Source organism: Gilvibacter sediminis (assembly GCF_028561565.1).
In the GTDB taxonomy this organism is placed as follows: Bacteria; Bacteroidota; Bacteroidia; order Flavobacteriales; family Flavobacteriaceae; genus Gilvibacter; species Gilvibacter sediminis.
The window spans coordinates 289,859-313,700 of the sequence record NZ_JAQQTE010000022.1 but is presented as its reverse complement, the minus strand read 5'-3'; the positions used below and the strand labels follow the sequence as shown (position 1 = coordinate 313,700).

The following is a 23,842-nucleotide window of genomic DNA, read 5'->3' as shown; positions in this document are numbered from 1 at the left end:
GTTTAGTTAGTCATTAAAGCTAACCATTATTTCGATCTTCTAAAAACCGATCTATAATCTGATCCGCATTCTTTATGCTTTTAAGCGTCCAATCAATGCGCTTTTGCTTGATCTCATCAGCAGTTAGTTCCCAATTGATACCCTCTGACCGAAGTCTGCCCGACAATTCATAAAGGCTAATAGCAGCCGCTACAGAAATATTCAAACTCTCGGTAAAACCATACATCGGTATGGTCAAATGTGCGTCGGCGTGCTGCATCACATAGTCACTCAGGCCGTCACCTTCTTTGCCAAAGAACAAGGCGATCTTTTGGGTAATGTTGAGCTTTTTAGGCCCCACGGCCTCTCCATGAGGTGTGGTTGCAATGATCTTATATCCTTGATCACGTAAGGTCGCAATACACGACTCCACAGAATCATAGCGAATCACATCCACCCATTTCTGAGCACCCATAGCGATCTCTTTATCAATACGACGGCCTTCTATCTCTTCAATGACGTGTAACTCCTGAATACCAAAAATATCACAGCTACGCACCACGGCAGATGTATTATGAAGCTGGTAAACCCCTTCTGTAACTACCGTAATGTGTTTGGTTCTACGGGCGAGGATATCCTTGAACAATTCCCGCCTTCTCGGGGTTAAAAAATCCTCTAAATAAGCAAATAGATCGGCGTCCATAATTTGTAAATTAGTAAATATTCTCAAGCTCACCAATCAAATGAAGATCACCGTACTCAGTGGTGCTGGTATCAGCGCAGAAAGTGGATTAAAAACCTTTAGAGATTCCAATGGCCTTTGGGAAGGTCACGATGTTATGGAAGTAGCCTCTCCGCAGGGATGGCGGGCCAATCCAGAACTGGTTCTTGATTTTTACAACCAGCGCAGAAGACAACTTTTAGAGGTTGAACCCAACACTGCCCACAAGGCTCTTGCTGCTCTTGAAGCTAGTCATGAGGTTGATATCATCACCCAAAATGTGGATGATCTTCACGAACGCGGCGGGAGTTCCATGGTGATGCACCTACACGGCGAACTCTTAAAGGTTCGTTGCAGCAAATACCATGATGATATCAAGCTTTGGAAAAAAGATGTAAATCTGGGAGACTTAAGTAAAAACGGACATCAGCTCAGGCCGCATATTGTGTGGTTTGGAGAAGACGTCCCACTGATCCCAAAAGCAGTAGAAATGGTAAGCCGCTGTGAGGCGCTGATCATTGTGGGCACCTCTATGCAAGTGTATCCTGCAGCTGGGCTTTTAAATTATGCACCTGTGGATACGCCTATCTTTTTTGTAGACCCCAATCCCGCTATTGCTTCTGGAGGGCGCATTCAGGTAATCGATCAGACCGCTACAAAAGGCATCCCTACTGTGGTCGATCTCCTAAGTTGATCAGAGCCCGATATTGCCCGGCCCAAGACACTATACTTGTGATCTGCTCCTCAGTCAAAATAGCATCTTTATGCACCTTGGTGTAAGAGGTCATGGGCATCCAACGGTTCTCTACCTGCTCAATGATCTCTTGCATCTTATGATCTTTACGGCCTTTAGCATAGCTTCCCCATTCCGAGAAGTTTAGTTCGCCTTTGCCGTGACGAATGTGATCATCCAACCAAAAGGAGATCGGAGCGATCTCAGCGTACCAAGGGTAACGCGTATTATTACTGTGACAATCCAAACAGGCCGTTTTAAGCGTTTCCATGACTTCAGTAGGCGGATTGGTCTCTGCAACAAATGCTTCTAAATAATCTCCTTGTGCCTCGTTCTTCTCTACGCGAAAGAACTGCATCACCACAAAGGCTACCAAAGCCAAGGTGAGGACTTTTTTAAGTATCTTCATGTCCCAGTTAGTTGAACGATCAAAGTATAACAAATTGTCGCGAGAAGCTCTTGAAGAAACGTTAAATTACGCTAAGGCCTACCGAGCTAGTAGGCAGCAGGCGGCAGATTGGGTCCTGAAAAATCCAGACTCCTTTGAGGACCTCTTGAAATTCTGTGCAGACGAGTCAACCGATCGTTCTCACAAGGCTGCCTGGGTATTGGAATTTGTCTGTAAGGCGCGTATGGAACTCTTACTGCCGCATTTGGATCTGTACTGTACTATTGTTCCCGAGCTCAAAAAAGATCAAGCTAAAAGACCTTTTGCCAAGATCACAGAACTGCTTTGTCTGGCATACTACAAAGATATTAATGACGCCGTGCGATCTTCTTTAAATCGAGAACATCGGGAAGCCTTGACTGCAGCTTGTTTTGACTGGGTCATCAATGAAGAAAAGGTAGCTTGCAAGGCCTATAGCATCCAAAGTTTGTATTATTTGGGAACTGAGTTCGATTGGGTCCACCCAGAGCTACAAATGATCCTGCAAGAAGGTTACGCCAAACACTCCGCAGGCTACAAAGCCCGCACCCGAACCTTTTTGGCCAAGATCGAGAAATTTCAGGCTGGAAAGACCCCTTAAAATTTCGTTTTAAAACGTATCTTAGCCCTTTCTTAAAAATCAGCCAAGATGAGCAATACGGCCCTTCGTGCAATTTCACCCATTGATGGACGCTACGCGAGTAAAACAAGTGCCTTAGCCGATTATTTTTCGGAAGAAGCCTTGATCAAATACCGCATTCAGGTAGAAGTGGAATACTTCATTGCCTTGTGTGAATTGCCCTTGCCTCAGCTCGCTGATTTTGACCACAGCCAATTCGATGCTCTGCGAAAGATCTATACCGACTTCAGTTCAGAAGACGCCCAGCGCGTCAAAGAAATTGAAGGGGTTACCAACCACGATGTAAAAGCCGTGGAGTATTTCATCAAAGAAGGATTTGATCGTTTGGGAATTGGCGCTCAAAAGGAATTCATTCACTTTGGACTCACCTCTCAAGACATCAACAACACGGCAGTGCCTTTGTCTTTAAAAGAAGCTGTAAATGATGTATACATTCCTGTCTTTTTAGAGCTGATCCAGAAATTAGAAAGTCTTGTTGAAGCCTGGAAGGACATTCCTATGTTAGCGCGTACGCACGGACAACCGGCCTCTCCTACCCGTTTGGGGAAAGAGATCGATGTTTATGTGGTTCGTTTAAAGGAGCAATTAGACCTTTTGAATGATGTAAAAAGTGCTGCTAAGTTTGGAGGAGCTACGGGTAACTTCAACGCACATCAAGTGGCCTATCCACAAATTGATTGGAAAGGTTTTGCTACGGATTTCGTGCAGGAAAAACTCGGACTTCACCACTCCTTCCCAACCACACAAATTGAGCATTACGACCACATGGCTGCACTATTTGATGGCCTAAAGCGCATCAATACGATCATCCTGGATATGGATCGTGATTTTTGGACGTACATCTCTATGGATTACTTCAAGCAGAAGATCAAAAAAGGTGAAGTAGGTTCATCGGCTATGCCACATAAAGTGAACCCTATTGACTTCGAGAATTCAGAAGGGAATTTGGGAATTGCCAATGCCTTGTTTGAACATTTGGCTGCAAAGCTTCCTGTAAGCCGATTGCAACGTGACCTCACGGATTCTACGGTGATGCGAAATATCGGAGTGCCGTTAGCGCATACGGTAATTGCCATGCAAGCCACGCTCAAAGGTTTGGGCAAACTATTATTGAATGAGCAAGCCCTCGCTGATGATCTTGAAAACAATTGGGCAGTAGTTGCTGAGGCGGTTCAGACGATTCTGCGTCGCGAAGCCTACCCAAATCCGTATGAGGCCTTAAAAGGACTTACGCGGACCAATGAAGCCATTACCCAGCAGACCATGGCCGCTTTTATTAAATCTTTGGATGTATCTGACGCCTTAAAACAAGAAATGCTGGCTATTACACCAGCATCCTATACGGGGATTTAATATCCCATAATGTTTTAATCTTGCTTAGTCCTCGATCTCGTCGATGATGGAATCCAATTGGGTTTGATTTTGCTCGTCGTCTACCCAACCTTCTTGGTCTTCCCAAGAATCGTCATAGTCTTCTTCACTGGTATCAAAGAGTTGTCCCAATCCGTTCATTTGGCTCACATCTAGATCTCCGGTTTCTATGGAACGCATCATATTGACAAACTTCTCCGGATCCATATCGTTCCCAGTCAGTCTAAAGATTGCAAAACCGCGTTCTTCATCGCTGGCAAAGATCACCAATTCGTCAATGGCGTCCGTCTCACCAACAAACTTCAAAGAAGCACCTTGGGTTGGAGAACCAAAACTGATCAAGGTCTGATACTGTTCTCTAGCCAAGATATCAATCACGTTTTGCTTTTCGATCTGATACTCTGCCTTCAAAGAATCTCCTTCTTTAATAGGATAAGCCATAATGTTCAGCTTACGCACAGACTGCATCACTTCTTTTTGTTCTGCGTTGAGCAGATCGCTGTCTTCTGTGATCAGGCTGGAAGGCAGATCAAATTTCACAAAACGGCTGTCTTCTTGTTTGTCTACAAAGTAGGACTGTAAAGTAGGCTCCTCGTTGCAACTTACTAAGGTTGCAGCGAGGAGAATACTTAAGCTAAATAATGCTAATAAATGTTTCAATAGGGTTAGTTTTTGTTATCGATGTTCTTGAGCTCTTCGCTACCTGGCAACTTTAAATCTTTAGTGAGTTGCGAGATCTGACTCAAGTTCAAATCTCCAGTAAGGCTCATGATCACGGACATTTGCTTGCCGTCAATATCACCGGTAACGTGCATGAGAAGTTCTTTTACAAAACCTTCACTCTCTCCGTCTTGAGAATAAAAACGAACACGCTTTCCGTCACTGCTTACGCGCATCAACTCTTCCAGTTTGGAATTGCTCTTTAGGTAATTAGTCACCGTTGTGTTCATATCGTTACGGGTGGCTTCATCTTCTGTTACAAAAACACGGATATTGTCAATATTGTCAATAAGGTCTTTGTAAGCTTGCGCTTCTGGATCATCGGTTTCAAAGTCGATATCTCTGATCAACTTAAACATCTTGGCGGTAGCAACAAAGGAAGTTACTTTTCCGTTGGTCTCGTATTTGTCAAAAACATCTTGAGCAAATCCGGTTGCCGTTACTACAAATGCCATTACTAAAATTATAACTCGTTTCATCTTTCTTAATTTGTGATTTAGGTTAAACAAGCGGTTCCTTCAACACTTTATCTGGTTCCGTCTTGTTTTGACATAGTCTTCCAAAGAAAACTACGCTCAATTCATACGTTGTTTTTTGATTGATTAATCTTACTTAAAAATCTGTTCTGCGGCCTTGTCAAATTCATTCAGGTAGGCCATCCCCTCAATTCCGTCATTGAGATTCCCAGACAACATTTGCAAGGCCTTCTTAGCTTCTTCAAAGGCTTCCAAAGCCTCTTGTTGTTCGGCGGTCAAGGTCGGTGCGTCGTCTGCGTTGTTGTTCATAAAGACTCCAACACTCAATAACACTCCAATTAGTGCTGCGGCGGCATAACCCCAAATTGGATTGCGTCTTTTGACTTGTGGCACCACGAATTCTGTTTCTGATTTCTGCTGACGCATATACCCAAAGCCTGCAAAGAGGTCTTTGTACGGGGCCAAATGGTCCGGCAGGTCTGCAGTAGCAAAGTACTGCTGTAATTGAGCTTCTTGCTCTAGGGTGGTGTTTCCCTCAAAATACTGCTCCAATAGGGATTCTATCTTAGCTAACTCCATAATTGTATTTTTTTATCAATGCTTCCCGTACTGTTTTACGCGCTCGGCTCAAGGCCACACGAATGGCAGTGGGTTTCATTCCTAATATTTCTGCGATCTCATCAAATTCATATTGTTCTACATCACGCAGCTGAATAATCATCTTTTGTTGCTCGGGTAAGGTTTCCATGATCTCAAAGACCATGCGAACTCCGTCATTGGCCTCTACCTGATCTTGCAATCTGGCGTGAGGTGATTGGTAGTTGCTGTGCACGATCTTCAAGTGCCCGGCTTGTTTGGATTTCAATCGGTCCAAACAATAGTTTTTGGTCATGGTCATCGCAAAAGCCTCTGGATTATTATAGTTGCTCATGCGTTCTTTTCCCTTCCACAACTTTAAAAGAACTTCCTGAACCGCATCTTCTGCCTCATCAGAAGAAACTAGGATTCTTCGCGCTAAACGATACATCTTATCCCTAAAGGGCAATACTATGTTTAAGAACTCCTGTTGTTTCATTTTCTGATGGTTGGCAATTATGCGCTTCTGAAGTTAGGACGAACCAGGCAATTTTTTGTTACAAAAAAAGTTTAAATTCGCAAGGAAGCTGTGTTTTAGCCCTGTCTAGCAAGGAACTAAAAGTTTTATCGACTCAATAGGAAATGGCACAGTTCATGTTGCCTTTATTAAAAAAAGCTATGCGAAAATTATCCCTACTTAGCGCGGCGGTGCTCTTGGTATTTACTACCGTTGCCTGTTTTGAAGATCAAGACGATAACCTGACCAATATTAACGGAAACGTTGCCTTTACCATAAACGACTTTATTTGGAATGGCCTCAATGCCTTTTATCTCTATAAGGATGATGTGCCTAATCTGGCCAACGATCGTTTTGCAACCGTTGAAGAGAAATCAGCCTTTACAGCCTCATACCCAAGTCCAGAAGCCATTTTTGACGATCTGTTATTTCAACCTGGGACTGTAGATCGATTTAGCTTTTTAGTGGATGATTATATCGCTTTAGAACAGCAGTTTCAAGGGATCACCAAGAATAACGGCATGGAGTTCGGTTTGGTTTTCTACCCAGATAGCGAATTTGAGATCTTTGGCTATGTGCGTTATGTGCTGCCAGGGACTAGCGCAGAAGCAGAAGGTTTGACCCGCGGTGTAGTCTTCAATACCGTCAACGGGCAGCAGATCAACAACGATAACTTTAGAGGTCTTTTTAGTGCCGACACTTACACCATTGGTTTAGCCACTTTTGATGGCGATACGGTTACACCAACCGGAGAAGAAGTAACCCTCACTAAGGCAGAATATACGGAGAACCCTATTCTAGTAGCAGAGACTTTAAATGTAAGTGGACAGAACATCGGCTACTTGATGTACAACGGCTTCACTTCTAATTTTGATGAGCAACTCAATGATGCCTTTGGACAGTTTGCTGCCAATGGCATTACTGACCTGGTTTTAGACCTGCGCTACAACCCAGGAGGTTCAGTGCTAAGTGCAATCAGTCTTTCCAGCATGATCACAGGGCAATTCACCGGAGAGATCTTTACCACAGAACAGTGGAACAATGACAATCAAGCTTTCTTTGAAGCCAATGACCCAGAGCGCTTGGTGAATCGCTTTAGAAACGATACCCGTAACGGAACGAGCTTGAACAGCTTGAACTTGACCAACGTTTATATTTTGACCACCCGCAGATCGGCCTCAGCCAGTGAATTGGTGATCAACGGCTTGGATCCGTGGATCAATGTGGTTCAGATCGGCGGGACCACTACTGGAAAGTTTACCGCCTCCACTACCCTATATGACTCGGAGAACTTTGGGCGTACGGGGGCAAATCCAGATCACACTTATGCCATGCAGCCTTTGATCCTAAAATCACTCAATGCAGATGGCGTAACGGATTATTTTGACGGCTTGGTTCCAGACACGGAACTGAGAGAAGATTACAGCAATTTGGGGACCTTAGGAGATGTGAACGAACCTTTATTGGCAGAGGCCTTGAATCAGATCACCGGAGCCGGATTTGGCGCTGCGCCAAAAACAAGCGGCCCAGAACTTAAAGAAGTCTCAGGCCGCAAAGAGCAGTTGCCATTTTTTAATGAGATGATCTACGATCTTCCCTTACCTAAATTCACAGGTAACTTTAAATAGGCTTATAAGTTAATATTCATTCCCAGGCTGAAGTTTCTGCCCAAAGTCTGAAAACGAAACAATTCCTCGTACTCTTCATTGAGTAGGTTGTTTATGCGTGCTGTGAATTGAATAGCGTCGTTTAAGCGATATTGCCCGTACCAATCCAAGATTCCAAAGGCATCTAGGGTTACCGCCTCATTCTCAAAACTCACAGAATTGAAAAAGGCATCCTCACGTTCGGCGTTGTATTGATATTGCAAACCAGTGTTGAACTTCTGTGTCCATTGGTAGTTTAGATTCGCATTTAATTTGTGCTCCGGAATACGCAGGTTGAAGCGTTCGTCTGGTTTGGTGTAGGTATAATTAGCGTTAAAGCGGAATTGACCTGTTGTGAACTGTCCCTCTACTTCAATTCCACTGGCCGTGAAATCCTCCGTAATGTTTTGATACTGGAAGATGAAAAGATCTGGATCTACCGTAACAAAGTCAATAAAGTCTTCTTCCAAACGGTTAAAATAAACAACACTCACCTGGAAAGATTCTGCTTTCCCCACAGCCAAACCAGCTTCTATAGTGCGATTGTTCTCAGGATCTAACTCCAAATTTCCAAAGCTAGGATCAAACAATTGGAACAGACTCGGTGTAATATAGGCAGTGCTATAGCTCGCTAAAACCTTGGCGTTAAGATCTCCTAACTGGGTATTATAAGAAGGATTGATGTGATAAACTACGGCGTTGTCATAATTGCTGTGTGTATTTAAACGCACTCCCGCATTCAGGTTCAATCCAAAATCGCTTTGATACACCACATTCAAATAAGGGTCAATGATATCAAAGTCTGCAGTTTGGTCGTTGATGTCTTGGTTAAACTCGGTCTGTCCAAATGGAATGGAGAAGCTGTTAAAATCACTGAATTGCGCATTTACCCCAACCACGGTGCTAAATTGCTTACTCCACTGGTGATTCCAAAAACCATCCACGGCAAAGAAACGGCTGTCAAAACGCGATGGAAAAGAAGACTCAATATCGCGCTCTGTCCAACTGTAGGCATCGTTTACCACTACACGTCCTTTTTGGTAACGGTAGGTCAAATTACCACGCAACTGTTCCAATTGGGTCGTGCTTAAATTATTTGCGTCGGAATAGTCAAAATTGTCAAAGGCTGCTTTAAAACGAGCATTAGTAAAGCTTCTGCTAATACTCAATCCATTATTAAACGCATAACCAACAGTTGCAGTCGCAGAATAGGAATTGAATGGATCATTCTCAAAAGCTGGCTCCCCTTCTGGCGCAGCTACCGCAGAAAGTCCTGTACGTGATTGATGATCAATCTGCATTTGGTACGACCAACCTTTATAAGATCCGCCTAAACGCGCCGAATTATTGAAGGTTTGAATTCCAAAACCGGTGTTCTCACTTGAGTTTTCTGTAGATAAGCTGGTACTGGCTTGCACGCCAAATACTTTGTCATGATTCTTTTTACTGGTCAAGGAAATCACTGCTGTTGCAGCCCCTGAACCGTAAAGCACACTAGAAGCGCCTTTGAGCACTTCAATTTTTTCAAAGGCCGAGGCAGGCAACAAACGCAGATCAAAATCATTGGCGATCTGCGAAGGATCGTTCACTTGAACGCCATCGATCAAAACAACAACCTGACGGTTTCTACCGCCGCGAACAAAATAACCGAGGTTCTGCCCTCCATTAGAACGACTTCCGTTAATCTCAATCCCCGCCGCGCGATTGAGCAATTGTGCTACAGAACTGTTGGGTTCTTGAGCGATCTGCTCCGCAGAGATCGTGGTGATGATCTTTCCGCTATTGGCAGAGGTCAAAGGTGTTTTGGAATCTAAAAAAACAGTGTCTAAGGCCTGCTCACGTCCATCGGTCTGTGAAAATCCGACAGTGGCAAAACCCAACACCATTCCAGTAATACAAAGAATCTTCTTCATTTTAAAAGATGTTTACTGGAATAAAAGATGTGGCAAGTATGCTCAGTCCTCTGTGGACTGAATCAGCATGCAAAACTTTTATCCCGAAAGTTTAACTAATAATGATCGTTTTAGGCAGGTCTCCTGACTTGCTGCGGAAGCTGGCCTTCCCATTTCTAGAGAAACAGTGGCGCTTTAACAACTTCCTAATGCCAACGGCATCGCTTACAGTTGCGGGAACAGTTCTTGACTTTCACAAGATTCCCTTTTAAGAACATAACCAGCAAAGGCCATGTCCACCTAATACGGCGCAAAATTAAACAAATTAAATCCTGCGAGCTTAGTAAAGGACAAATAATATTATTTTTGAACATGCGTAAAACCCTCTCTATTGTTTTTGCTCTGCTCGCTTTAGTAGCCTGCAAGAATAGCTCTTCCGAAGAAAATATTACCGACACCTCTGAGCGTCAGAGCGTTGATAACACAGTAACGCATGCGCAGGGATTCCGCCTTTTTGAGTATTCCGACTACAGTATTTTAGAGGTTGATGATCCCTGGCCAGATGCAGACAAGACCTTTAGATACTTGCTCTACACAGAACGCTCTATGCCTTTACAGGATGCCGAGGACAACTTTGACGCTATTTTAACGGTTCCAGTAAAGAGTTTGGTAGTGACCTCTACCACGCATATACCGTCATTGGAAGCGCTAGGCGGAGAAACCAAACTCGTAGGCTTTCCACAAACCGATTATATCTCCAGTCCAAAGACCCGAGCGTTGATAGATTCTGGTAAAGTAAAAGAACTCGGTGGTACACAAGATTTGAATTTAGAGTTGCTCATAGCCGCTGCACCCGACGTGGTGGTTGGCTTTGGAGTTGATGGAGATAATAAGACCTTAGATCGTGTGCAGGAATCTGGGATTCCTGTGGTTTATAATGGCGATTGGGTGGAACAAGATCCTTTGGGAAAAGCAGAGTGGATCAAATTCTTTGGAGCCCTTTTGGGCAAGAATGCCGAGGCAACACAGGCTTTTACAGAAATTGAATCCGAATACAACCGAGTAAAAGCATTGGCGCAAGAAACCACCGATTCACCTTCTGTGTTGAGCGGTGCCATGTATAAGGATGTGTGGTATTTACCCAACGGAACCAGTTGGGCGGGACAATTCCTCAAAGATGCCAAGGCCGAATACCGCTACGGAGACACAGACGGCAAAGGTAGTCTGGCCTTGAGTTTAGAGGCTGTGCTGGAAAAAGGGCAATCTGCAGAGTTTTGGATCGGCCCTGGGCAGTTCACCTCCCTGGATCAAATGGAGCAAGCCAATGCGGCCTATGCAGAATTTGAGGCCTTCAAGAACCAAAAGGTGTTTAGTTTTACCACGCTAAAAGGACCAACCGGTGGCGTGATCTATTACGAATTGGCTCCCAACAGACCCGATCTGGTCCTCAAAGACCTTATTCGTATTTTGCATCCTGAACTAATCCCAGAACACAAACTCTACTTCTTTACCCAACTAAAATAAAATGAGTCAAAAGCACATCCTCCGGTTTTTCCTATTAGGCGGCGTGCTTACACTGGCTTTCTTTGTGCTTAATCTCAGTTTGGGATCTGTAGGTATACCTCTAGGTGAAACTTTGAGCATTTTGGGAGGAGCAGAAAGCAGCAACAGCAGTTGGGAGTATATCGTTTTAAATTATAGATTGCCCAAAGCCCTCACCGCTTTAATGGTTGGAAGTGGATTAGCCATTGCAGGACTTATGATGCAAACTCTTTTTAGAAATCCATTGGCCGGTCCTTTTGTGCTAGGAATTAGTAGCGGGGCTAGTTTGGGAGTGGCATTACTGGTTTTAGGTGCCGGTATCTTTGGAGGAAGCTTAGCCACAATGGCTTTTAAAAGCTGGGGCATTGTTGCCGCCGCAAGCTTGGGAAGTTTCTTAGTATTGCTTGCTGTATTGACGGTGACCACACGCATAAAAGATACCATGGCCATCTTGATCATTGGACTCATGTTTGGTTCGCTCACCGCTGCTGTGGTAGCGGTAATGGCCTTTTTTAGTCCCGCAGAAGATCTCCAACGCTATGTTTTTTGGTCTTTTGGAAGTCTGGGCGGAAATTCCTGGGGAAGCGTAGGTGTATTGGGACTGTGTTTTGCTATAGGTATAGTGATGAGCCTGTTCAATATTAAAGCTTTAAATGCCCTTTTGTTAGGCCCTGATTATGCACAAAGCATAGGCGTCCAATTAAAACGCGCCACCCTTTGGATCATTTTGGCTACTTGTATTTTGGCAGGAGCCATCACCGCTTTTGCAGGACCGATCGCTTTTATCGGTTTGGCGGTGCCGCATTTGACCCGTTTGTTCTTAAATACTTCTGATCATAGAGTCCTGGTACCCGCAGTAGCCTTAACGGGAGGAATCTTGATGCTGATCTGTGATGTAATAGCACAACTTCCCTACTCTGAATTTACCTTACCCATTAACGCAGTAACTTCACTTTTTGGAGCTCCGGTGGTCATTTGGTTGTTGGTACGTAAACGCAAACTTTTATTCTGATGGAAAAGTCGGCAGCGATCACACTTCAGGATCTATCCATTGGATATGGTAAAGGCAAAACGCAGACCGTAGTTGCTAAAGACATAGACTTGACCATTAAAACCGGTGGTTTGTATGGTTTGATAGGGATCAATGGCGCTGGTAAATCCACTTTGATCAAAACTTTGAATGGGAGCTTGAATCCATTGCAGGGAAAGGTCTGGTTTGACAAGCAACAGTTGAAATCCTTAAGCCCGACGGAGCGTGCCAAGCTGTTCAGTGTGGTACTGACCAAGTCTCCGATTTCTTTAAATCTGAGCTGTTATGAGCTCATCGCTCTGGGAAGACATCCGTATACCAATTGGATGGGGGTGCTCCGCGAGCAAGACAAGCAAGCCGTAGAAGATGCACTATTAAAAACCGATCTGTTGGAACTCAAAGACCGCAAGTGTTTTGAGCTTAGCGACGGGCAGTTACAACGCGCTTTATTAGCTCGTGCCATTGCGCAGCATACACCTTTGATCATTCTGGATGAACCTACGACTCATTTAGATATGCATCACAAGTTTAAAATGCTCAAATTGATGGATGAATTGGCGGCAGAAGGCAAGACCATTATTTACGCTACGCACGATTTAGAGCAGGCCTTGGACCTCTGTGATGAACTCCTGATCTTTCAAGGGACTCAGATCGTTATGCACACTCCTGAATCGGCAGTTGAGACAGGTATTATTGGGCAACTGTTTCCAGAACAGACCGTTAAATTTGATGCCTCTAACAAGCGCTTCTTTCTCAATAAATAAGGATTTATAAAATCCACCTATCCGAAGCTTAAAAACTAAGAAAGTTCAAAAGGCTTCCCTATCTTTATCAAACTATGACGAGCGAAGTATTTTTATTTGTTTTATTAGCGATTCTATGCATGGTCTTTGGTGCATTTATAGGCAATAGACTGGCACGACTTAAATTCAACGCCAGAACTGCGGCCTTAGAAGAACGATTGCATCAAGAGCATTTACAGATCGAAAAATTGGACGAACAGTTCAAGCGCGCCTTGCTGGACAAGGAGAGCTTGCGTGAAGAAAAAGAATTCCTAGGCAATGAACTCACCAAGCAGAACGCGGCTTATGATCATTTAAAACAACGCAGTCAAGAGCAGCAGGAAGAAGTAGAAAAACTTCAGGAGAAATTCGCCAAGGAATTTGAGAATCTCGCCAACAAGATCTTCGATGAAAACTCTAAAAAGCTCACCCATAGAAACAAAGAGAGCATTGAGACCATCTTGAATCCACTACAAGAAAAGATCAAAACCTTCGAAAAAAAGGTAGAAGATACCAATAAGGAAAACATCGTAAAGCACACCGAACTCAAGCAGCAAATCAAAGGTCTTATGGAGCTCAACGAGCAAATGAGCAAGGAGGCCACCAACCTTACCAAAGCCTTGAAGGGTGACAGCAAAATGCAAGGGAACTGGGGGGAATTGGTCTTAGAACGCGTTTTGGAGAAATCTGGGCTAGAAAAAGACCGAGAATATTCGGTACAAAATAGTTTCACTACAGAAGACGGCAAACGCGTGCTGCCCGATGTGATCATACATTTGCCGGAAGGCAAGAAGATGATCATAGACTCTAAAGTAACCCTTACGGCCTATGAGCGCTTTGCTAGTGAAGAAGATGAATCGCAGCGTCCAGCATTGCTCAAGGAGCATATTGGATCGCTAAAGCGCCATGTGGATCAGCTGAGCGAGAAGAATTATCAAAACCTGTATCAGATAGAGAGTCCAGATTTTGTATTGCTCTTTGTGCCTATAGAACCCGCATTTGCACTGGCTACTCAAGCAGAACCCACCCTCTACAATTGGGCGTTTGAAAAGAATATTGTCATTGTGACCCCGACTACCCTATTGGCTACTTTACGTACTATTGACAGCATGTGGAACAATGAAAAGCAGCAACAAAATGCCTTGGAAATAGCCAAACAGGCTGGCGCGCTTTACGATCAGTTTGTCAACTTAACGGATGATCTATTAAAAGTCGGCAAACAGCTGCAAACCGTCACGGGCACTTATGAGACCAGCATGAAAAAGTTGACAGGACGCGGCAATTTGATCACCCGTGTGGAGAAGATCAAAAAGCTTGGGATCAAACAAACCAAGCACCTCAATGAAAACTTGCTAAAACGCGCAGAGTCTGATGAAACTGATTAAGATCATGGAGATCATGGGCTACGGCTTGTTTAGCATAGTCATGTGGTGGGCTGGTATCAGCACCTTAATGGGTAAGAAGATGCAATCGGTAATTGACTCTTATGGTGGAGCCATGACCGTCTTTGGCATTATTGCCCTGATCATTGCCACAGTGCTAAGCTATATAACCATTCAAAAGATACGCGAGTATCGCAAAGGAGACTTTACTTAACAGCTCAGTTATAAAGACAATAAAAAAGGCGCAGATTAACTGCGCCTTTTTTATTGAACAGGGTTGAATTACTTGGTAAGGTACATTTTGCGTCGTGAATACAATTCATAGAACGCATCGTCCTTAAGACTTTCAATGAACAAAATCGATTCTCCAGTACTCTTCATTTCTGGCCCCAATTGTTTATTCACATTCGGGAATTTGTTGAAAGAGAAAACCGGTTGCTTGATAGCGTATCCTTCTAGCTGCGGATTGAATTTAAAGTCCGACAGTTTTTTATCGCCAAGCATGAGTTTGGTCGCATAGTTCACATAAGGCTCTCCATAAGCCTTTGCGATGAAAGGAACCGTACGAGAAGCTCGTGGGTTGGCCTCAATGATGTAAACTTTATCATCTTTAATGGCGAATTGAATGTTGATCAATCCAACGGTATTCAAAGCTAAAGCGATCTTCTTGGTGTGATCCTTGATCTGCTGCATCACGAACTCACCCAGGTTAAAAGGTGGTAAGGTTGCATTGGAGTCTCCGGAGTGGATTCCACAAGGCTCAATATGCTCCATAATACCAATGATGTAGACGTTTTCACCATCACAGATCGCGTCTGCTTCTGCTTCAATAGCTCCATCTAAATAGTGGTCTAAAAGCAATTTATTGTTCGGGATCTTGCGCAAGAGGTCTACTACGTGTGCTTCCAGGTCTTGCTTGTTGATCACGATCTTCATTCCCTGACCTCCAAGTACGTATGACGGACGTACCAATAGTGGGAAGTCCAATTCATCGGCCAAGTCAAGGGCTTCATCAGCAGTCTCAGCCACACCAAACTTAGGATAAGGAATATTGTTCTCTTTAAGCAAGGTAGAGAAGCTTCCGCGATCTTCCGCCAAGTCAAGTGACTTATAACTGGTTCCCATGATCTTGATTCCATAGCGATCCAGCTTTTCAGCGAGTTTAAGCGCTGTTTGCCCTCCTAGCTGTACGATGACACCTTCTGGCTTTTCATGACGAATAATGTCATAAATATGCTCCCAGAATACCGGTTCAAAGTAAAGTTTATCTGCTACATCAAAGTCTGTAGATACCGTCTCTGGGTTACAGTTGATCATGATGGTCTCATAACCTGCTTCTGCAGCCGCCAATACTCCGTGCACACAACAGTAGTCAAATTCAATACCTTGACCGATACGGTTAGGTCCGGAGCCAAGTACAATGATCTTCTTTCTGTCTGTAGCAGGACTGTCATTCTCTACATAGGTCTCCCCTTCTGGAGAAGTCATGGTGTTCTCAAAGGTGGAGTAATAGTATGGTGTCTGGGCTTGGAATTCCGCAGCACAGGTATCTACTAATTTATATACGCGACGAATGTTCAATTCTTCACGTTTGTTGTATACTTCACTCTCTAAACAACCCAGCATATGCGCGATCTGACGATCTCCATAACCCTTTTGCTTCGCCTCCAAAAGCAGATCTCTGCTTAAGGAATCAATAGTGAAGTTTGAAATTTCTTTTTCGAGTTGATACAATTCCTCGTATTGCTTGAGGAACCACATATCAATCTTCGTAATCTCGTGAATACGCTTAAGTGGAATCCCCAACTGAATCGCATCATAGATCACAAAAACACGGTCCCAACTGGCGTGCGTCAATTTATCGATGATCTGATCGTAGTTGGTGTAACCTTTTCCGTCAGCTCCTAGACCGTTTCTTTTGATCTCTAAAGACTGAGTTGCTTTATGCAAGGCTTCTTGGAACGAACGTCCAATTCCCATCACTTCTCCAACGGCTTTCATCTGCAATCCTAAAGTACGGTCAGAACCTTCAAACTTATCGAAGTTCCAACGTGGGATCTTTACGATCACGTAGTCTAAGGTTGGCTCAAACAAAGCCGAAGTGGTCTTGGTGATCTGGTTCTCCAATTCATCCAAGTGATAACCCATAGCCAACTTCGCCGCGATCTTTGCAATAGGATATCCTGTCGCTTTAGATGCCAAGGCTGATGAACGCGAAACCCTTGGATTGATCTCAATGGCGATGATCTCTTCCTCATCGTCTGGGCTAACGGCAAACTGCACATTACATCCACCAGCGAAATCTCCAATAGAACGCATCATGTGGATCGCCATATCACGCATCTTCTGGAAAGTCCTATCAGAAAGCGTCATGGCTGGAGCCACAGTAATGGAATCACCTGTGTGAATTCCCATAGGGTCCATATTCTCAATGGTACAGATGATCACCACATTGTCGTTACTGTCTCTAAGCAGCTCCAATTCGTATTCCTTCCAGCCCATCATGGCCTTATCAATCATCACCTCGTGGATAGGTGAGATCTCCAAACCGCGACTGAGTGCCTCATCGAATTCCTTTTCATCGTAAACGATAGAAGCTCCTGCTCCACCAAGGGTAAAGGAAGCTCTAATACAAAGCGGGAATCCAAACTCCTGGGCAATTTCTTTTCCTCTCAAAAAGGAGGTTGCTGTCTCTTGCGGTGCCATACCAACACCGATCTCAGTCATCAGGTTACGGAACTGCTCACGGTCTTCAGTAATATTGATGGCATCAATATTCACTCCAATGATATCTACATCAAAATCCTTCCAAATACCTTTCTCATCTGCCTCAATACAAAGATTCAATGCAGTTTGCCCTCCCATGGTTGGCAATACCGCATCGATCTGTGGATGCTCTTTGAGTATTTTTACAATGGATTTTGTGTTGAGCGGCAAGAGATACACATGATCGGCCATGGATGGATCCGTCATGATGGTTGCCGGGTTGGAGTTGATCAGAATAGTTTCGATTCCGTCTTCGCGCAAGGAGCGAAGTGCTTGTGATCCTGAATAATCAAATTCACAGGCCTGACCGATGATAATCGGCCCTGAGCCTATGATAAGGATGGACTTGATTTTTTCGTTTTTTGGCATGAATTCTCGCTGGTTTAAAAATCGTATAAAATTACGGCTATGTAGGCATAAAAAAAAGGTGTTGTTTAAAGAAACAACACCTTTTTATATACAGATTATCAACATTATTTTTTGTGACGTGCTTCAGAAGACACGGTTAATTTCTTACGGCCTTTAGCACGTCTTGAGGCCAATACCTTACGGCCATTTACAGACGCCATGCGCTCTCTAAACCCGTGCTTGTTTCTTCTTTTACGTTTCGATGGCTGAAAAGTTCTTTTCATCGTCTGTTTACTTTAGTATCTTCTTGAATTGAATTCTTATGACCTCTCTCAAAGTCGGCTGCAAATATACAATCATTTTTTTCTTTCACAAAGGCAAGCTGAAAAACTTTTTTTCCTTAAAAAATTAGTTTCTTTGCACCCTAATACTTCGTGTAATGAAATTCTTCAAAACAACCCTGTTTTTCTTACTTATTTCGGCCGCTACAGCCTTTGGTCAGCAAAAATTGGGATACAATCTTAAAAAAGGAGATCAATTCAACCTAACCCAAAAATCCCTACAAACCATCAAACAGAGTATTACGGGGATGAACATAGAGCTCGTTAACGATATCCAAGCGGAGTTTTTGCTCACTGTGGTGGATGTTACTAAGGATTCCTATATGATTGAATTTGAGTTCACGAATTTCGCCTATGAAATGCGTTCCGAAACTATGGGACCTATGCTCTCCGTAGATACCGCTAATGAGGAGTATGATGAAACCGATATCACCCAGACCATCTTTAGAGGTTTACTCAATGTTCCTATGACCTTTGAGATGCTTAAAACAGGACGCATCATTGACATTACGGGGGGCGATGCATTGATTGACAATATGTTGAAGAAATCGGGTATTGAAGATGAAATGCAATTGGCCGCTATGCGTCAAGGCATGGAGAAAGAATACGGAGGACAAAAGATCGCAGCTGGATTTGAGCAATTCACCTATATCTATCCAGAATCTAAAAAAACTAAAGGAGACACTTGGAAAACCGAAATTGACGGTGATCTAAAGGCGCAGCATGTCTGGACTTTGGAATCCTTTAATCGCAACATTGTAAACATTGCAGGAACCGCCGAAATTCAAATGAATATTGATTCAGGAACCACTAAGATTCAATGTGAAGGGACACAGACTACACAGATCGTGGTAGACTCAGCACACGGTTTTATCACCAGTTATCACTCAGAATCTACTGCAGATGGAGAATCCTTTGCAGAAGCTTTAGGAGACGAAGCCATCCCAACCTCAATCACAACTATTACAGACTATACCATTAATAAGTAATGTTTAATAAGTATATCAAACTCGTATTGGCCGGTGCTCTTGTAGCTGCCGCCGTTTGGCAAATGACTGAAGACTACATAGGTAATGGGATCATGTTGATCCTCTTAGCCGGAGTCTTTGTATTTCTTTACTTTAAGAACGAACTCATTCTGCTCGCCTTTTTAAGACTGCGCAAGCAAGATTTTCCCGGCGCAAAAAAATGGTTGGATAAGATCAAGAATCCTGAGGCTGCTTTGGTTAGAAAGCAACAAGGATATTATAATTACCTCAACGGAATGATGGTCTCTCAGACCAATATGAATGAGGCAGAGAAATATTTCAAGAAGGCCATAAGCCTAGGACTAAACCTCGATACAGATCTGGCGGTTGCCAAAATGAACTTGGCAGGAATTGCGATGACCAAGAATCGCAGAAGAGAAGCTCAGGCTTTACTTACCGAGGCCAAAAAGCTAGACAAGCACAATATGTTGGGGGATCAACTCAAGATGATGCAGCAGCAAATGAAGAAAGGCGGACAGCCTAGACAGCAGTTCCAACGCGGCGGGCGCAGACGCTAGAAGTAAGAAAAATACTTCTTTTCTAGGGCTAAAAATTTGGTAATCAAGGGATTTTACTTAATTTGCCCCACGAATCTACCCCTAACTGCCTATGGTGAAACTAATACACCTAGTGCTTCTTTTATTGTGTTTAAAGGCCTTCTCTCAAGGGACAGACCCAAGACGCTTATTTTCTTATAAAGTTAAAGAACAGCTCAAAGAATACGCTATAAACGCAGACAATGCCTACGAACTCAAAGACTATGAGCGGGGCGCATTCCTTTTCGATTCTCTGGTCAAACACGTGGTGATCAACAGTTATATGGACAATTTTAAGTTCAAGAAACTGTCAGGGCGTACCGTTTACTTTCACGATTACGAGAAGCCTGTCTTTTTGATGACCTATGCATCTTGGTGTACGCCTGGAAACGGTGAAATCCCAGCACTCAATAAGGTTGTGGAACAATACCACCCCTATATTGATTTCGTGATCTTATTCTGGAACACAAAAGCTCAAGTGAAAGCCGTGGCCAAAGAATACCATCCTAAAATGGACGTGGTGTACATTGACGAGACAGAGAATATCCACGATCACGTGATCATTAGTATGAAGCACAGTTTAGGCTTTCCAACCTCTTTCTTTATTTCTTCCAACAAACAGATTCTAGATGTGCGTCGCGGTGTACTTCATCCTTATTCTGAGGAATACGAGGTCTCCTACTCCTTGAATTACGACTCCTTTTTAAAAGGGATAGCCCTCTTATTCACTGAAGAGGAAGCTCCTTACCCAAACTCATTGTTAGGTCAGAATTAAGGTTACTGCCCCATACTGTACACGCCCTCTTTAGGAATGGTGATGGTGTACTTCTTTCGTGAAGCATTCTTGAGATAAGTATCTCTAAGCCAAGGGTTGTGCAACTTTAAGATCTTGTAATTAATGTTGAATTTCTTAGCAAAAGCAGGCATATCTGTAATGGCCGTATCAATCACCACCTCGTAAGTCGGGATCGGCTGATACAGGTCTTGCTCTCTAAAATTGAATCCGTATTTCTTAGGATTACTCATGATCTCTTTAAAGGCCAAAATTCTAAACAGATAACGGCTCGTCTCATCATTAAGTAAGAGATCGTAATAGCTGCCAAAAGCATCTTGACGCTTTTGTTGTTTGCTGATCCCCGCATTACCGGCATTGTACGCAGCAGCAGCCAAGGTCCAACTTCCAAAACGCTCTTTGGATTTTTTCAAGTACTCTGCGGCAACTTTGGTGGAAAGCTCCAAGTTGTAGCGTTCGTCCACATAATCATTGATCTCCAGACCGTACTCACGACCCGTGGATTTCAAAAAGTGCCAAAAGCCCGCTGCTCCTGCAGGAGACCGATTGTTTTGTAATGCGCTCTCTGCCACAGCGAGGTATTTGAAATCGTCCGGAAGACCGTATTTTTTCAATAGGGGTTCAATTACCGGGAAATAGCGCTTGGCGCGTTTCATGATCAAGAGCCCGTTGGACTGCCAATAGGTATTGACCAAAAGCTCCCGGTCCATACGCTCGCGTATATCGGGATCACTTAGAGGAACCTCCTCCCCAGCAAAACTCATTTTATCGGGCAATGGCAAGGCGTAGATATTGTAATCGTTTACAATTTTAACCTCTAAATTCTCATCGGTTGGAGCGTCTTGAACTGCATTGATCATAAGACCTGCACAGCAGACCACCAACACCAACATTATTGCTTTGTAATACTTCTTCATGATTCACTAATTTTCCCAGAATAAAGATAGCAAATACCGGCATTTAGCCCAATACTTCACCTTTGTTTAACAGCTTAATTAATTGTTCTGTAACGGATTTTGCCTTGTAAATGACCATAGCGTGCGTGCCTCCCGCAATGGCAGCCGCTCCCTCGATGTGTTTTATAGGGAATACTATGTCCTTATCCCCATGAATATGAGCTACATCAGGATCTGCGGTCTCTCTAGGCCAACAGATCATCATTTTTATGGCCCAATCTAAGTATTGCTTGTTTCTTACAGAGAGGAACTTATCATAGAGCTCTAGGCGCTTTTTGGAACGTGGACCAATTGCAAATCGCCTTAAATTCCTGCTGTTCACCACTAAGCCTGTAGGTAACACCTGATAGATCTTGCTTTTCTTAGCCAAAGAAAATCGCATGGGCAATTCTGCTCTGGACTTTACACTAGATATAATGATCACCTTGGCATCTGGCAAAAAGGCCTTCATCTCTTGTGCCATTACTCCACCAAAAGAAACACCAACTAAATAACCGGCTGGGTCATCAACGCGATCAGCCATACGCTTGGCATAGGCTTCTAAGGATTCATCATCCTCAGGGATCATCCACTCCAAAATGGTGACCTTAAAGCGATCTGCTGGCAAATGGATGTTTTCAAAGATCTCTGGTCCAGCCGCCATACCAGGGATCAAGTAGACGTGTATATGCGTTTGATGCATCTGCGGTTTCTCGTTAAAAATCAGGGTAGAAACAAAGATATTTCGTACCTTTGCGCTGTAAAATTAGTAATATTTCTAATGAGTTTTGCTAGCTTTTACCACAGATTTAACACCAAACGACAGACTAACTAACTAGCTAATTATCAGCGGATAAATTGAAAAACGGTGTGAGATCTGCAACCAACCCAAATTTTACTTAAACTAAGCGGTACTGAAATCTCTGGAGAGTTTCAGCGAGACCATCTGGTAATCTAAAAAAATTGAAATGATGATTGAAGACGTAGAAATCCACGACAATGAATTTTTAAGACAGTTTGAACTTGAGGTTGGTGATAATATGGCTAGAATTGAATATTCTCTTCAGGAGAGAAAAATCTTCCTTACCAAATACTATATGCCTGAAGATATGGAGGAACAAGGTTTCCGAGATATTTTTATCAAAGCTGTTTTTAAAGAAGTGGAAGACCGAAATATCCGCTTGGTTCCAACAAGTCCTGAGATCGCATCTTTTATGCGAAAAAACAGAAGAATCTACAAAGATCTACTCCCCGTAGGAATATCCATCTAACCCACGCCGGCCTCTCGGAGTAACTCAAAACGCACAAATCCTTCTTCATCAATCTCGCTCAGCTGAACCTGATGCAAGGTGTTGACTAGTGCCGGATCCCAAGGCATGCGGACCTTTACGTAGTTTTCTGTAAAACCGTGGATATAGCCTGATTTATTCTCGCCTTCAAACAAAACAGTTCTAGAAGTTCCCAATTGAGATTCATAAAACGCCCGACGCTTCTTTACCGAAAGACCACGCAACATGCGTGATCGTTTAGAGCGAATCTTTTTCGGCACTGGATCTGACATGCTAGCCGCTTCCGTATTGTCACGCTCCGAATAAGTAAATACGTGCAAATAAGAAATATCTAACTCATTCAAGTAGTTGTAGGTCTCCAAGAAGTGCTCCTCAGTCTCCCCAGGGAAACCAACAATGACATCCACCCCAATACAGGCATCTGGCATCACCTCGCGAATTCGCGCCACACGTTCCGTATACAAAGGCGTTAGATAACGTCTTTTCATGCGTTTTAAAAGCGCATCGCTACCGCTTTGCAATGGAATGTGGAAATGCGGCACAAAGCTATTAGAACGCGCCACAAAGTCTATGGTCTCGTTCTTAAGCAAGTTTGGCTCGATGGAAGAAATACGCAATCGGTGAATTCCGGGAACCTCATCCAAGGCCTTCACCAGATCCAAAAAGGTGTGCTCGTGCTTCTTATTGCCAAACTCTCCCTTGCCATAATCACCGACGTTTACCCCAGTCAAAACAATTTCTTTAATGTCTTTGGAGGCGATCTCCGCAGCATTGTTCAAAACGTTTTCAAGGGTATCACTTCTAGAAATCCCTCTTGCTAAAGGAATGGTGCAATAGGTACACTTATAATCACAGCCGTCCTGTACTTTCAGAAAAGCACGGGTTCTATCGCCTATGGCATATGAACCTACATAAAAATCTGCCTCGTTGATCTCACAGGAATGCACTTGACCGTAATCGTTCTTGCTGAGATCATTGATATAATCCAACAGTTTGAATTTCTCCGTAGCCCCGAGAACCAAGTCTACACCGTGAACATCGGCTAATTCTCGTGGCTTCAATTGCGCATAACAACCTATGGCTGCCACAAAGGCTTCAGGGTTGGATTTCTGAGCTTGCTTGACAATGGTTTTAAAGCGCTTGTCTGCATTCTCAGTAACCGAACAGGTATTAATCACATAGATATCTGCAGATTCACCAAAGTCCACACGCTCAAACCCCTCTTGGACAAAACCACGAGCAATAGTCGAGGTTTCTGAGAAGTTCAACTTACAACCTAGGGTGTGAAAAGCTACTTTCGGCTTCTTTTTATGTGCAACTTTTAAAGACAAATCAACAGGCTATTTATTATCTTTATCGGCATATGCATATG

At 43.5% G+C, this 23,842-nt stretch carries 25 protein-coding genes and 1 riboswitch; of the genes, 13 read left to right on the top strand and 12 right to left on the bottom strand.

Translation table 11 applies throughout. The features are described 5' to 3' along the window. Window positions 1-19 precede the first annotated feature (19 nt). Entirely contained in the window at window positions 20-685 is a 666-nt protein-coding gene (locus tag POW22_RS13675; protein WP_419181005.1) for a TrmH family RNA methyltransferase, read from the bottom strand. 37 nt (window positions 686-722) lie between these two features. Here POW22_RS13675 and POW22_RS13670 point away from each other — a divergent pair, with 37 nt between their 5' ends. Next, window positions 723-1,394 carry a Sir2 family NAD-dependent protein deacetylase gene (locus POW22_RS13670; protein ID WP_272833318.1) on the top strand — a complete coding sequence of 224 codons (672 nt, stop codon included), beginning with the start codon at window positions 723-725 and terminating at the stop codon, window positions 1,392-1,394. On the opposite strand, the gene POW22_RS13665 is transcribed toward POW22_RS13670, so the two are convergent. Next, window positions 1,369-1,842: a heme-binding domain-containing protein gene (locus tag POW22_RS13665; protein WP_272833317.1), complete on the bottom strand. Its 474-nt coding sequence runs from the start codon at window positions 1,840-1,842 to the stop codon at window positions 1,369-1,371. The genes POW22_RS13670 and POW22_RS13665 overlap by 26 nt on opposite strands. On the opposite strand from POW22_RS13665, the gene POW22_RS13660 reads away from it, so the two are divergent. Then, window positions 1,841-2,461: an adenylosuccinate lyase gene (locus POW22_RS13660; protein ID WP_272833316.1), complete on the top strand. Its 621-nt coding sequence runs from the start codon at window positions 1,841-1,843 to the stop codon at window positions 2,459-2,461. The genes POW22_RS13665 and POW22_RS13660 overlap by 2 nt on opposite strands. 48 nt (window positions 2,462-2,509) lie before the next feature. Next, on the top strand, window positions 2,510-3,853 hold the full coding sequence (gene purB / locus POW22_RS13655; RefSeq protein ID WP_272833315.1) for an adenylosuccinate lyase: 1,344 nt from the start codon (window positions 2,510-2,512) through the stop codon (window positions 3,851-3,853). Between the two features lie 24 nt (window positions 3,854-3,877). Here purB and POW22_RS13650 read toward each other — a convergent pair whose 3' ends face one another. The 4 genes from POW22_RS13650 to POW22_RS13635 all read right to left on the bottom strand — a co-directional run bounded on the left by POW22_RS13650 (window position 3,878) and on the right by POW22_RS13635 (window position 6,142). Next, entirely contained in the window at window positions 3,878-4,531 is a 654-nt protein-coding gene (locus POW22_RS13650; RefSeq protein WP_272833314.1) for a DUF4252 domain-containing protein, read from the bottom strand. 5 nt (window positions 4,532-4,536) lie between these two features. Then, entirely contained in the window at window positions 4,537-5,070 is a 534-nt protein-coding gene (locus POW22_RS13645) for a DUF4252 domain-containing protein (protein WP_272833313.1), read from the bottom strand. A 129-nt stretch (window positions 5,071-5,199) separates the two neighbouring features. After that, on the bottom strand, window positions 5,200-5,646 hold the full coding sequence (locus POW22_RS13640; protein WP_272833312.1) for a hypothetical protein: 447 nt from the start codon (window positions 5,644-5,646) through the stop codon (window positions 5,200-5,202). Next, entirely contained in the window at window positions 5,633-6,142 is a 510-nt protein-coding gene (locus POW22_RS13635; RefSeq protein ID WP_272833311.1) for an RNA polymerase sigma factor, read from the bottom strand. The genes POW22_RS13640 and POW22_RS13635 overlap by 14 nt, the downstream gene beginning before the upstream one ends. A 179-nt stretch (window positions 6,143-6,321) precedes the next feature. Here POW22_RS13635 and POW22_RS13630 point away from each other — a divergent pair, with 179 nt between their 5' ends. Beyond that, window positions 6,322-7,788, top strand: coding sequence for a S41 family peptidase (locus POW22_RS13630; RefSeq protein WP_272833310.1), 1,467 nt, complete (start codon window positions 6,322-6,324; stop codon window positions 7,786-7,788). Between the two features lie 2 nt (window positions 7,789-7,790). On the opposite strand, the gene POW22_RS13625 is transcribed toward POW22_RS13630, so the two are convergent. Further along, window positions 7,791-9,719, bottom strand: coding sequence for a TonB-dependent receptor plug domain-containing protein (locus POW22_RS13625; protein ID WP_272833309.1), 1,929 nt, complete (start codon window positions 9,717-9,719; stop codon window positions 7,791-7,793). Window positions 9,720-9,815: 96 nt separating this feature from the next. Beyond that, a riboswitch (cobalamin riboswitch) is annotated at window positions 9,816-10,017 on the bottom strand. 53 nt (window positions 10,018-10,070) lie between these two features. On the opposite strand from POW22_RS13625, the gene POW22_RS13620 reads away from it, so the two are divergent. From POW22_RS13620 to POW22_RS13600, 5 genes are all read left to right on the top strand, one after another. Continuing rightward, complete coding sequence (locus POW22_RS13620) at window positions 10,071-11,222, top strand: ABC transporter substrate-binding protein (RefSeq protein WP_272833308.1); 1,152 nt, start codon at window positions 10,071-10,073, stop codon at window positions 11,220-11,222. Between the two features lies 1 nt (window position 11,223). Then, window positions 11,224-12,252 carry a FecCD family ABC transporter permease gene (locus POW22_RS13615; RefSeq protein WP_272833307.1) on the top strand — a complete coding sequence of 343 codons (1,029 nt, stop codon included), beginning with the start codon at window positions 11,224-11,226 and terminating at the stop codon, window positions 12,250-12,252. After that, window positions 12,252-13,034, top strand: coding sequence for an ABC transporter ATP-binding protein (locus POW22_RS13610; RefSeq protein WP_272833306.1), 783 nt, complete (start codon window positions 12,252-12,254; stop codon window positions 13,032-13,034). Before POW22_RS13615 ends, POW22_RS13610 begins: the two co-directional genes overlap by 1 nt. Before the next feature lie 74 nt (window positions 13,035-13,108). Further along, window positions 13,109-14,437 carry a DNA recombination protein RmuC gene (locus POW22_RS13605; protein WP_272833305.1) on the top strand — a complete coding sequence of 443 codons (1,329 nt, stop codon included), beginning with the start codon at window positions 13,109-13,111 and terminating at the stop codon, window positions 14,435-14,437. Continuing rightward, window positions 14,424-14,648: a hypothetical protein gene (locus tag POW22_RS13600; protein WP_272833304.1), complete on the top strand. Its 225-nt coding sequence runs from the start codon at window positions 14,424-14,426 to the stop codon at window positions 14,646-14,648. The genes POW22_RS13605 and POW22_RS13600 overlap by 14 nt, the downstream gene beginning before the upstream one ends. A gap of 68 nt (window positions 14,649-14,716) precedes the next feature. Here POW22_RS13600 and carB read toward each other — a convergent pair whose 3' ends face one another. Both carB and rpmH read right to left on the bottom strand, forming a co-directional pair. Next, on the bottom strand, window positions 14,717-17,569 hold the full coding sequence (carB, locus tag POW22_RS13595) for a carbamoyl-phosphate synthase large subunit (protein WP_272833303.1): 2,853 nt from the start codon (window positions 17,567-17,569) through the stop codon (window positions 14,717-14,719). Between the two features lie 104 nt (window positions 17,570-17,673). Continuing rightward, entirely contained in the window at window positions 17,674-17,832 is a 159-nt protein-coding gene (gene rpmH, locus POW22_RS13590) for a 50S ribosomal protein L34 (protein WP_272833302.1), read from the bottom strand. Between the two features lie 155 nt (window positions 17,833-17,987). Between rpmH and POW22_RS13585 the strand changes: the two genes are divergently transcribed. The 3 genes from POW22_RS13585 (at window position 17,988) to POW22_RS13575 (ending at window position 20,228) form a co-directional block, all read left to right on the top strand. After that, on the top strand, window positions 17,988-18,878 hold the full coding sequence (locus POW22_RS13585) for a DUF6263 family protein (protein ID WP_272833301.1): 891 nt from the start codon (window positions 17,988-17,990) through the stop codon (window positions 18,876-18,878). Beyond that, a complete protein-coding gene (locus POW22_RS13580; RefSeq protein ID WP_272833300.1) occupies window positions 18,878-19,435 on the top strand; it encodes a DUF2892 domain-containing protein in 558 nt (185 codons plus the stop codon). The genes POW22_RS13585 and POW22_RS13580 overlap by 1 nt, the downstream gene beginning before the upstream one ends. A 91-nt stretch (window positions 19,436-19,526) precedes the next feature. Next, on the top strand, window positions 19,527-20,228 hold the full coding sequence (locus tag POW22_RS13575) for a TlpA family protein disulfide reductase (RefSeq protein ID WP_272833299.1): 702 nt from the start codon (window positions 19,527-19,529) through the stop codon (window positions 20,226-20,228). A gap of 2 nt (window positions 20,229-20,230) precedes the next feature. On the opposite strand, the gene POW22_RS13570 is transcribed toward POW22_RS13575, so the two are convergent. Next, window positions 20,231-21,163: a lytic transglycosylase domain-containing protein gene (locus tag POW22_RS13570; RefSeq protein ID WP_272833298.1), complete on the bottom strand. Its 933-nt coding sequence runs from the start codon at window positions 21,161-21,163 to the stop codon at window positions 20,231-20,233. A 43-nt stretch (window positions 21,164-21,206) separates the two neighbouring features. Then, on the bottom strand, window positions 21,207-21,884 hold the full coding sequence (locus tag POW22_RS13565) for an alpha/beta hydrolase family protein (RefSeq protein WP_272833297.1): 678 nt from the start codon (window positions 21,882-21,884) through the stop codon (window positions 21,207-21,209). A gap of 268 nt (window positions 21,885-22,152) precedes the next feature. On the opposite strand from POW22_RS13565, the gene POW22_RS13560 reads away from it, so the two are divergent. Next, entirely contained in the window at window positions 22,153-22,452 is a 300-nt protein-coding gene (locus tag POW22_RS13560; RefSeq protein WP_272833426.1) for a GNAT family N-acetyltransferase, read from the top strand. Here the strand turns inward: POW22_RS13560 and mtaB are convergent. Further along, a complete protein-coding gene (gene mtaB, locus POW22_RS13555; protein WP_272833296.1) occupies window positions 22,449-23,801 on the bottom strand; it encodes a tRNA (N(6)-L-threonylcarbamoyladenosine(37)-C(2))-methylthiotransferase MtaB in 1,353 nt (450 codons plus the stop codon). The genes POW22_RS13560 and mtaB overlap by 4 nt on opposite strands. Between the last annotated feature and the right edge of the window lie 41 nt (window positions 23,802-23,842).

Coding starts and splice junctions, on each gene's coding strand:
- POW22_RS13560 (WP_272833426.1), top strand. CDS start 22,153: ATGATTGAAGACGTAGAAATCCACGACAATGAATTTTTAAGACAGTTT.
- POW22_RS13600 (WP_272833304.1), top strand. CDS start 14,424: ATGAAACTGATTAAGATCATGGAGATCATGGGCTACGGCTTGTTTAGC.
- POW22_RS13615 (WP_272833307.1), top strand. CDS start 11,224: ATGAGTCAAAAGCACATCCTCCGGTTTTTCCTATTAGGCGGCGTGCTT.
- POW22_RS13645 (WP_272833313.1), bottom strand. CDS start 5,070: ATGAAACGAGTTATAATTTTAGTAATGGCATTTGTAGTAACGGCAACC.
- rpmH (WP_272833302.1), bottom strand. CDS start 17,832: ATGAAAAGAACTTTTCAGCCATCGAAACGTAAAAGAAGAAACAAGCAC.
- POW22_RS13660 (WP_272833316.1), top strand. CDS start 1,841: ATGTCCCAGTTAGTTGAACGATCAAAGTATAACAAATTGTCGCGAGAA.
- POW22_RS13610 (WP_272833306.1), top strand. CDS start 12,252: ATGGAAAAGTCGGCAGCGATCACACTTCAGGATCTATCCATTGGATAT.
- POW22_RS13635 (WP_272833311.1), bottom strand. CDS start 6,142: ATGAAACAACAGGAGTTCTTAAACATAGTATTGCCCTTTAGGGATAAG.
- POW22_RS13605 (WP_272833305.1), top strand. CDS start 13,109: ATGACGAGCGAAGTATTTTTATTTGTTTTATTAGCGATTCTATGCATG.
- POW22_RS13640 (WP_272833312.1), bottom strand. CDS start 5,646: ATGGAGTTAGCTAAGATAGAATCCCTATTGGAGCAGTATTTTGAGGGA.
- purB (WP_272833315.1), top strand. CDS start 2,510: ATGAGCAATACGGCCCTTCGTGCAATTTCACCCATTGATGGACGCTAC.
- carB (WP_272833303.1), bottom strand. CDS start 17,569: ATGCCAAAAAACGAAAAAATCAAGTCCATCCTTATCATAGGCTCAGGG.
- POW22_RS13670 (WP_272833318.1), top strand. CDS start 723: ATGAAGATCACCGTACTCAGTGGTGCTGGTATCAGCGCAGAAAGTGGA.
- POW22_RS13580 (WP_272833300.1), top strand. CDS start 18,878: ATGTTTAATAAGTATATCAAACTCGTATTGGCCGGTGCTCTTGTAGCT.
- POW22_RS13575 (WP_272833299.1), top strand. CDS start 19,527: ATGGTGAAACTAATACACCTAGTGCTTCTTTTATTGTGTTTAAAGGCC.
- POW22_RS13585 (WP_272833301.1), top strand. CDS start 17,988: ATGAAATTCTTCAAAACAACCCTGTTTTTCTTACTTATTTCGGCCGCT.
- POW22_RS13625 (WP_272833309.1), bottom strand. CDS start 9,719: ATGAAGAAGATTCTTTGTATTACTGGAATGGTGTTGGGTTTTGCCACT.
- POW22_RS13565 (WP_272833297.1), bottom strand. CDS start 21,884: ATGCATCAAACGCATATACACGTCTACTTGATCCCTGGTATGGCGGCT.
- POW22_RS13630 (WP_272833310.1), top strand. CDS start 6,322: ATGCGAAAATTATCCCTACTTAGCGCGGCGGTGCTCTTGGTATTTACT.
- POW22_RS13665 (WP_272833317.1), bottom strand. CDS start 1,842: ATGAAGATACTTAAAAAAGTCCTCACCTTGGCTTTGGTAGCCTTTGTG.
- POW22_RS13570 (WP_272833298.1), bottom strand. CDS start 21,163: ATGAAGAAGTATTACAAAGCAATAATGTTGGTGTTGGTGGTCTGCTGT.
- POW22_RS13620 (WP_272833308.1), top strand. CDS start 10,071: ATGCGTAAAACCCTCTCTATTGTTTTTGCTCTGCTCGCTTTAGTAGCC.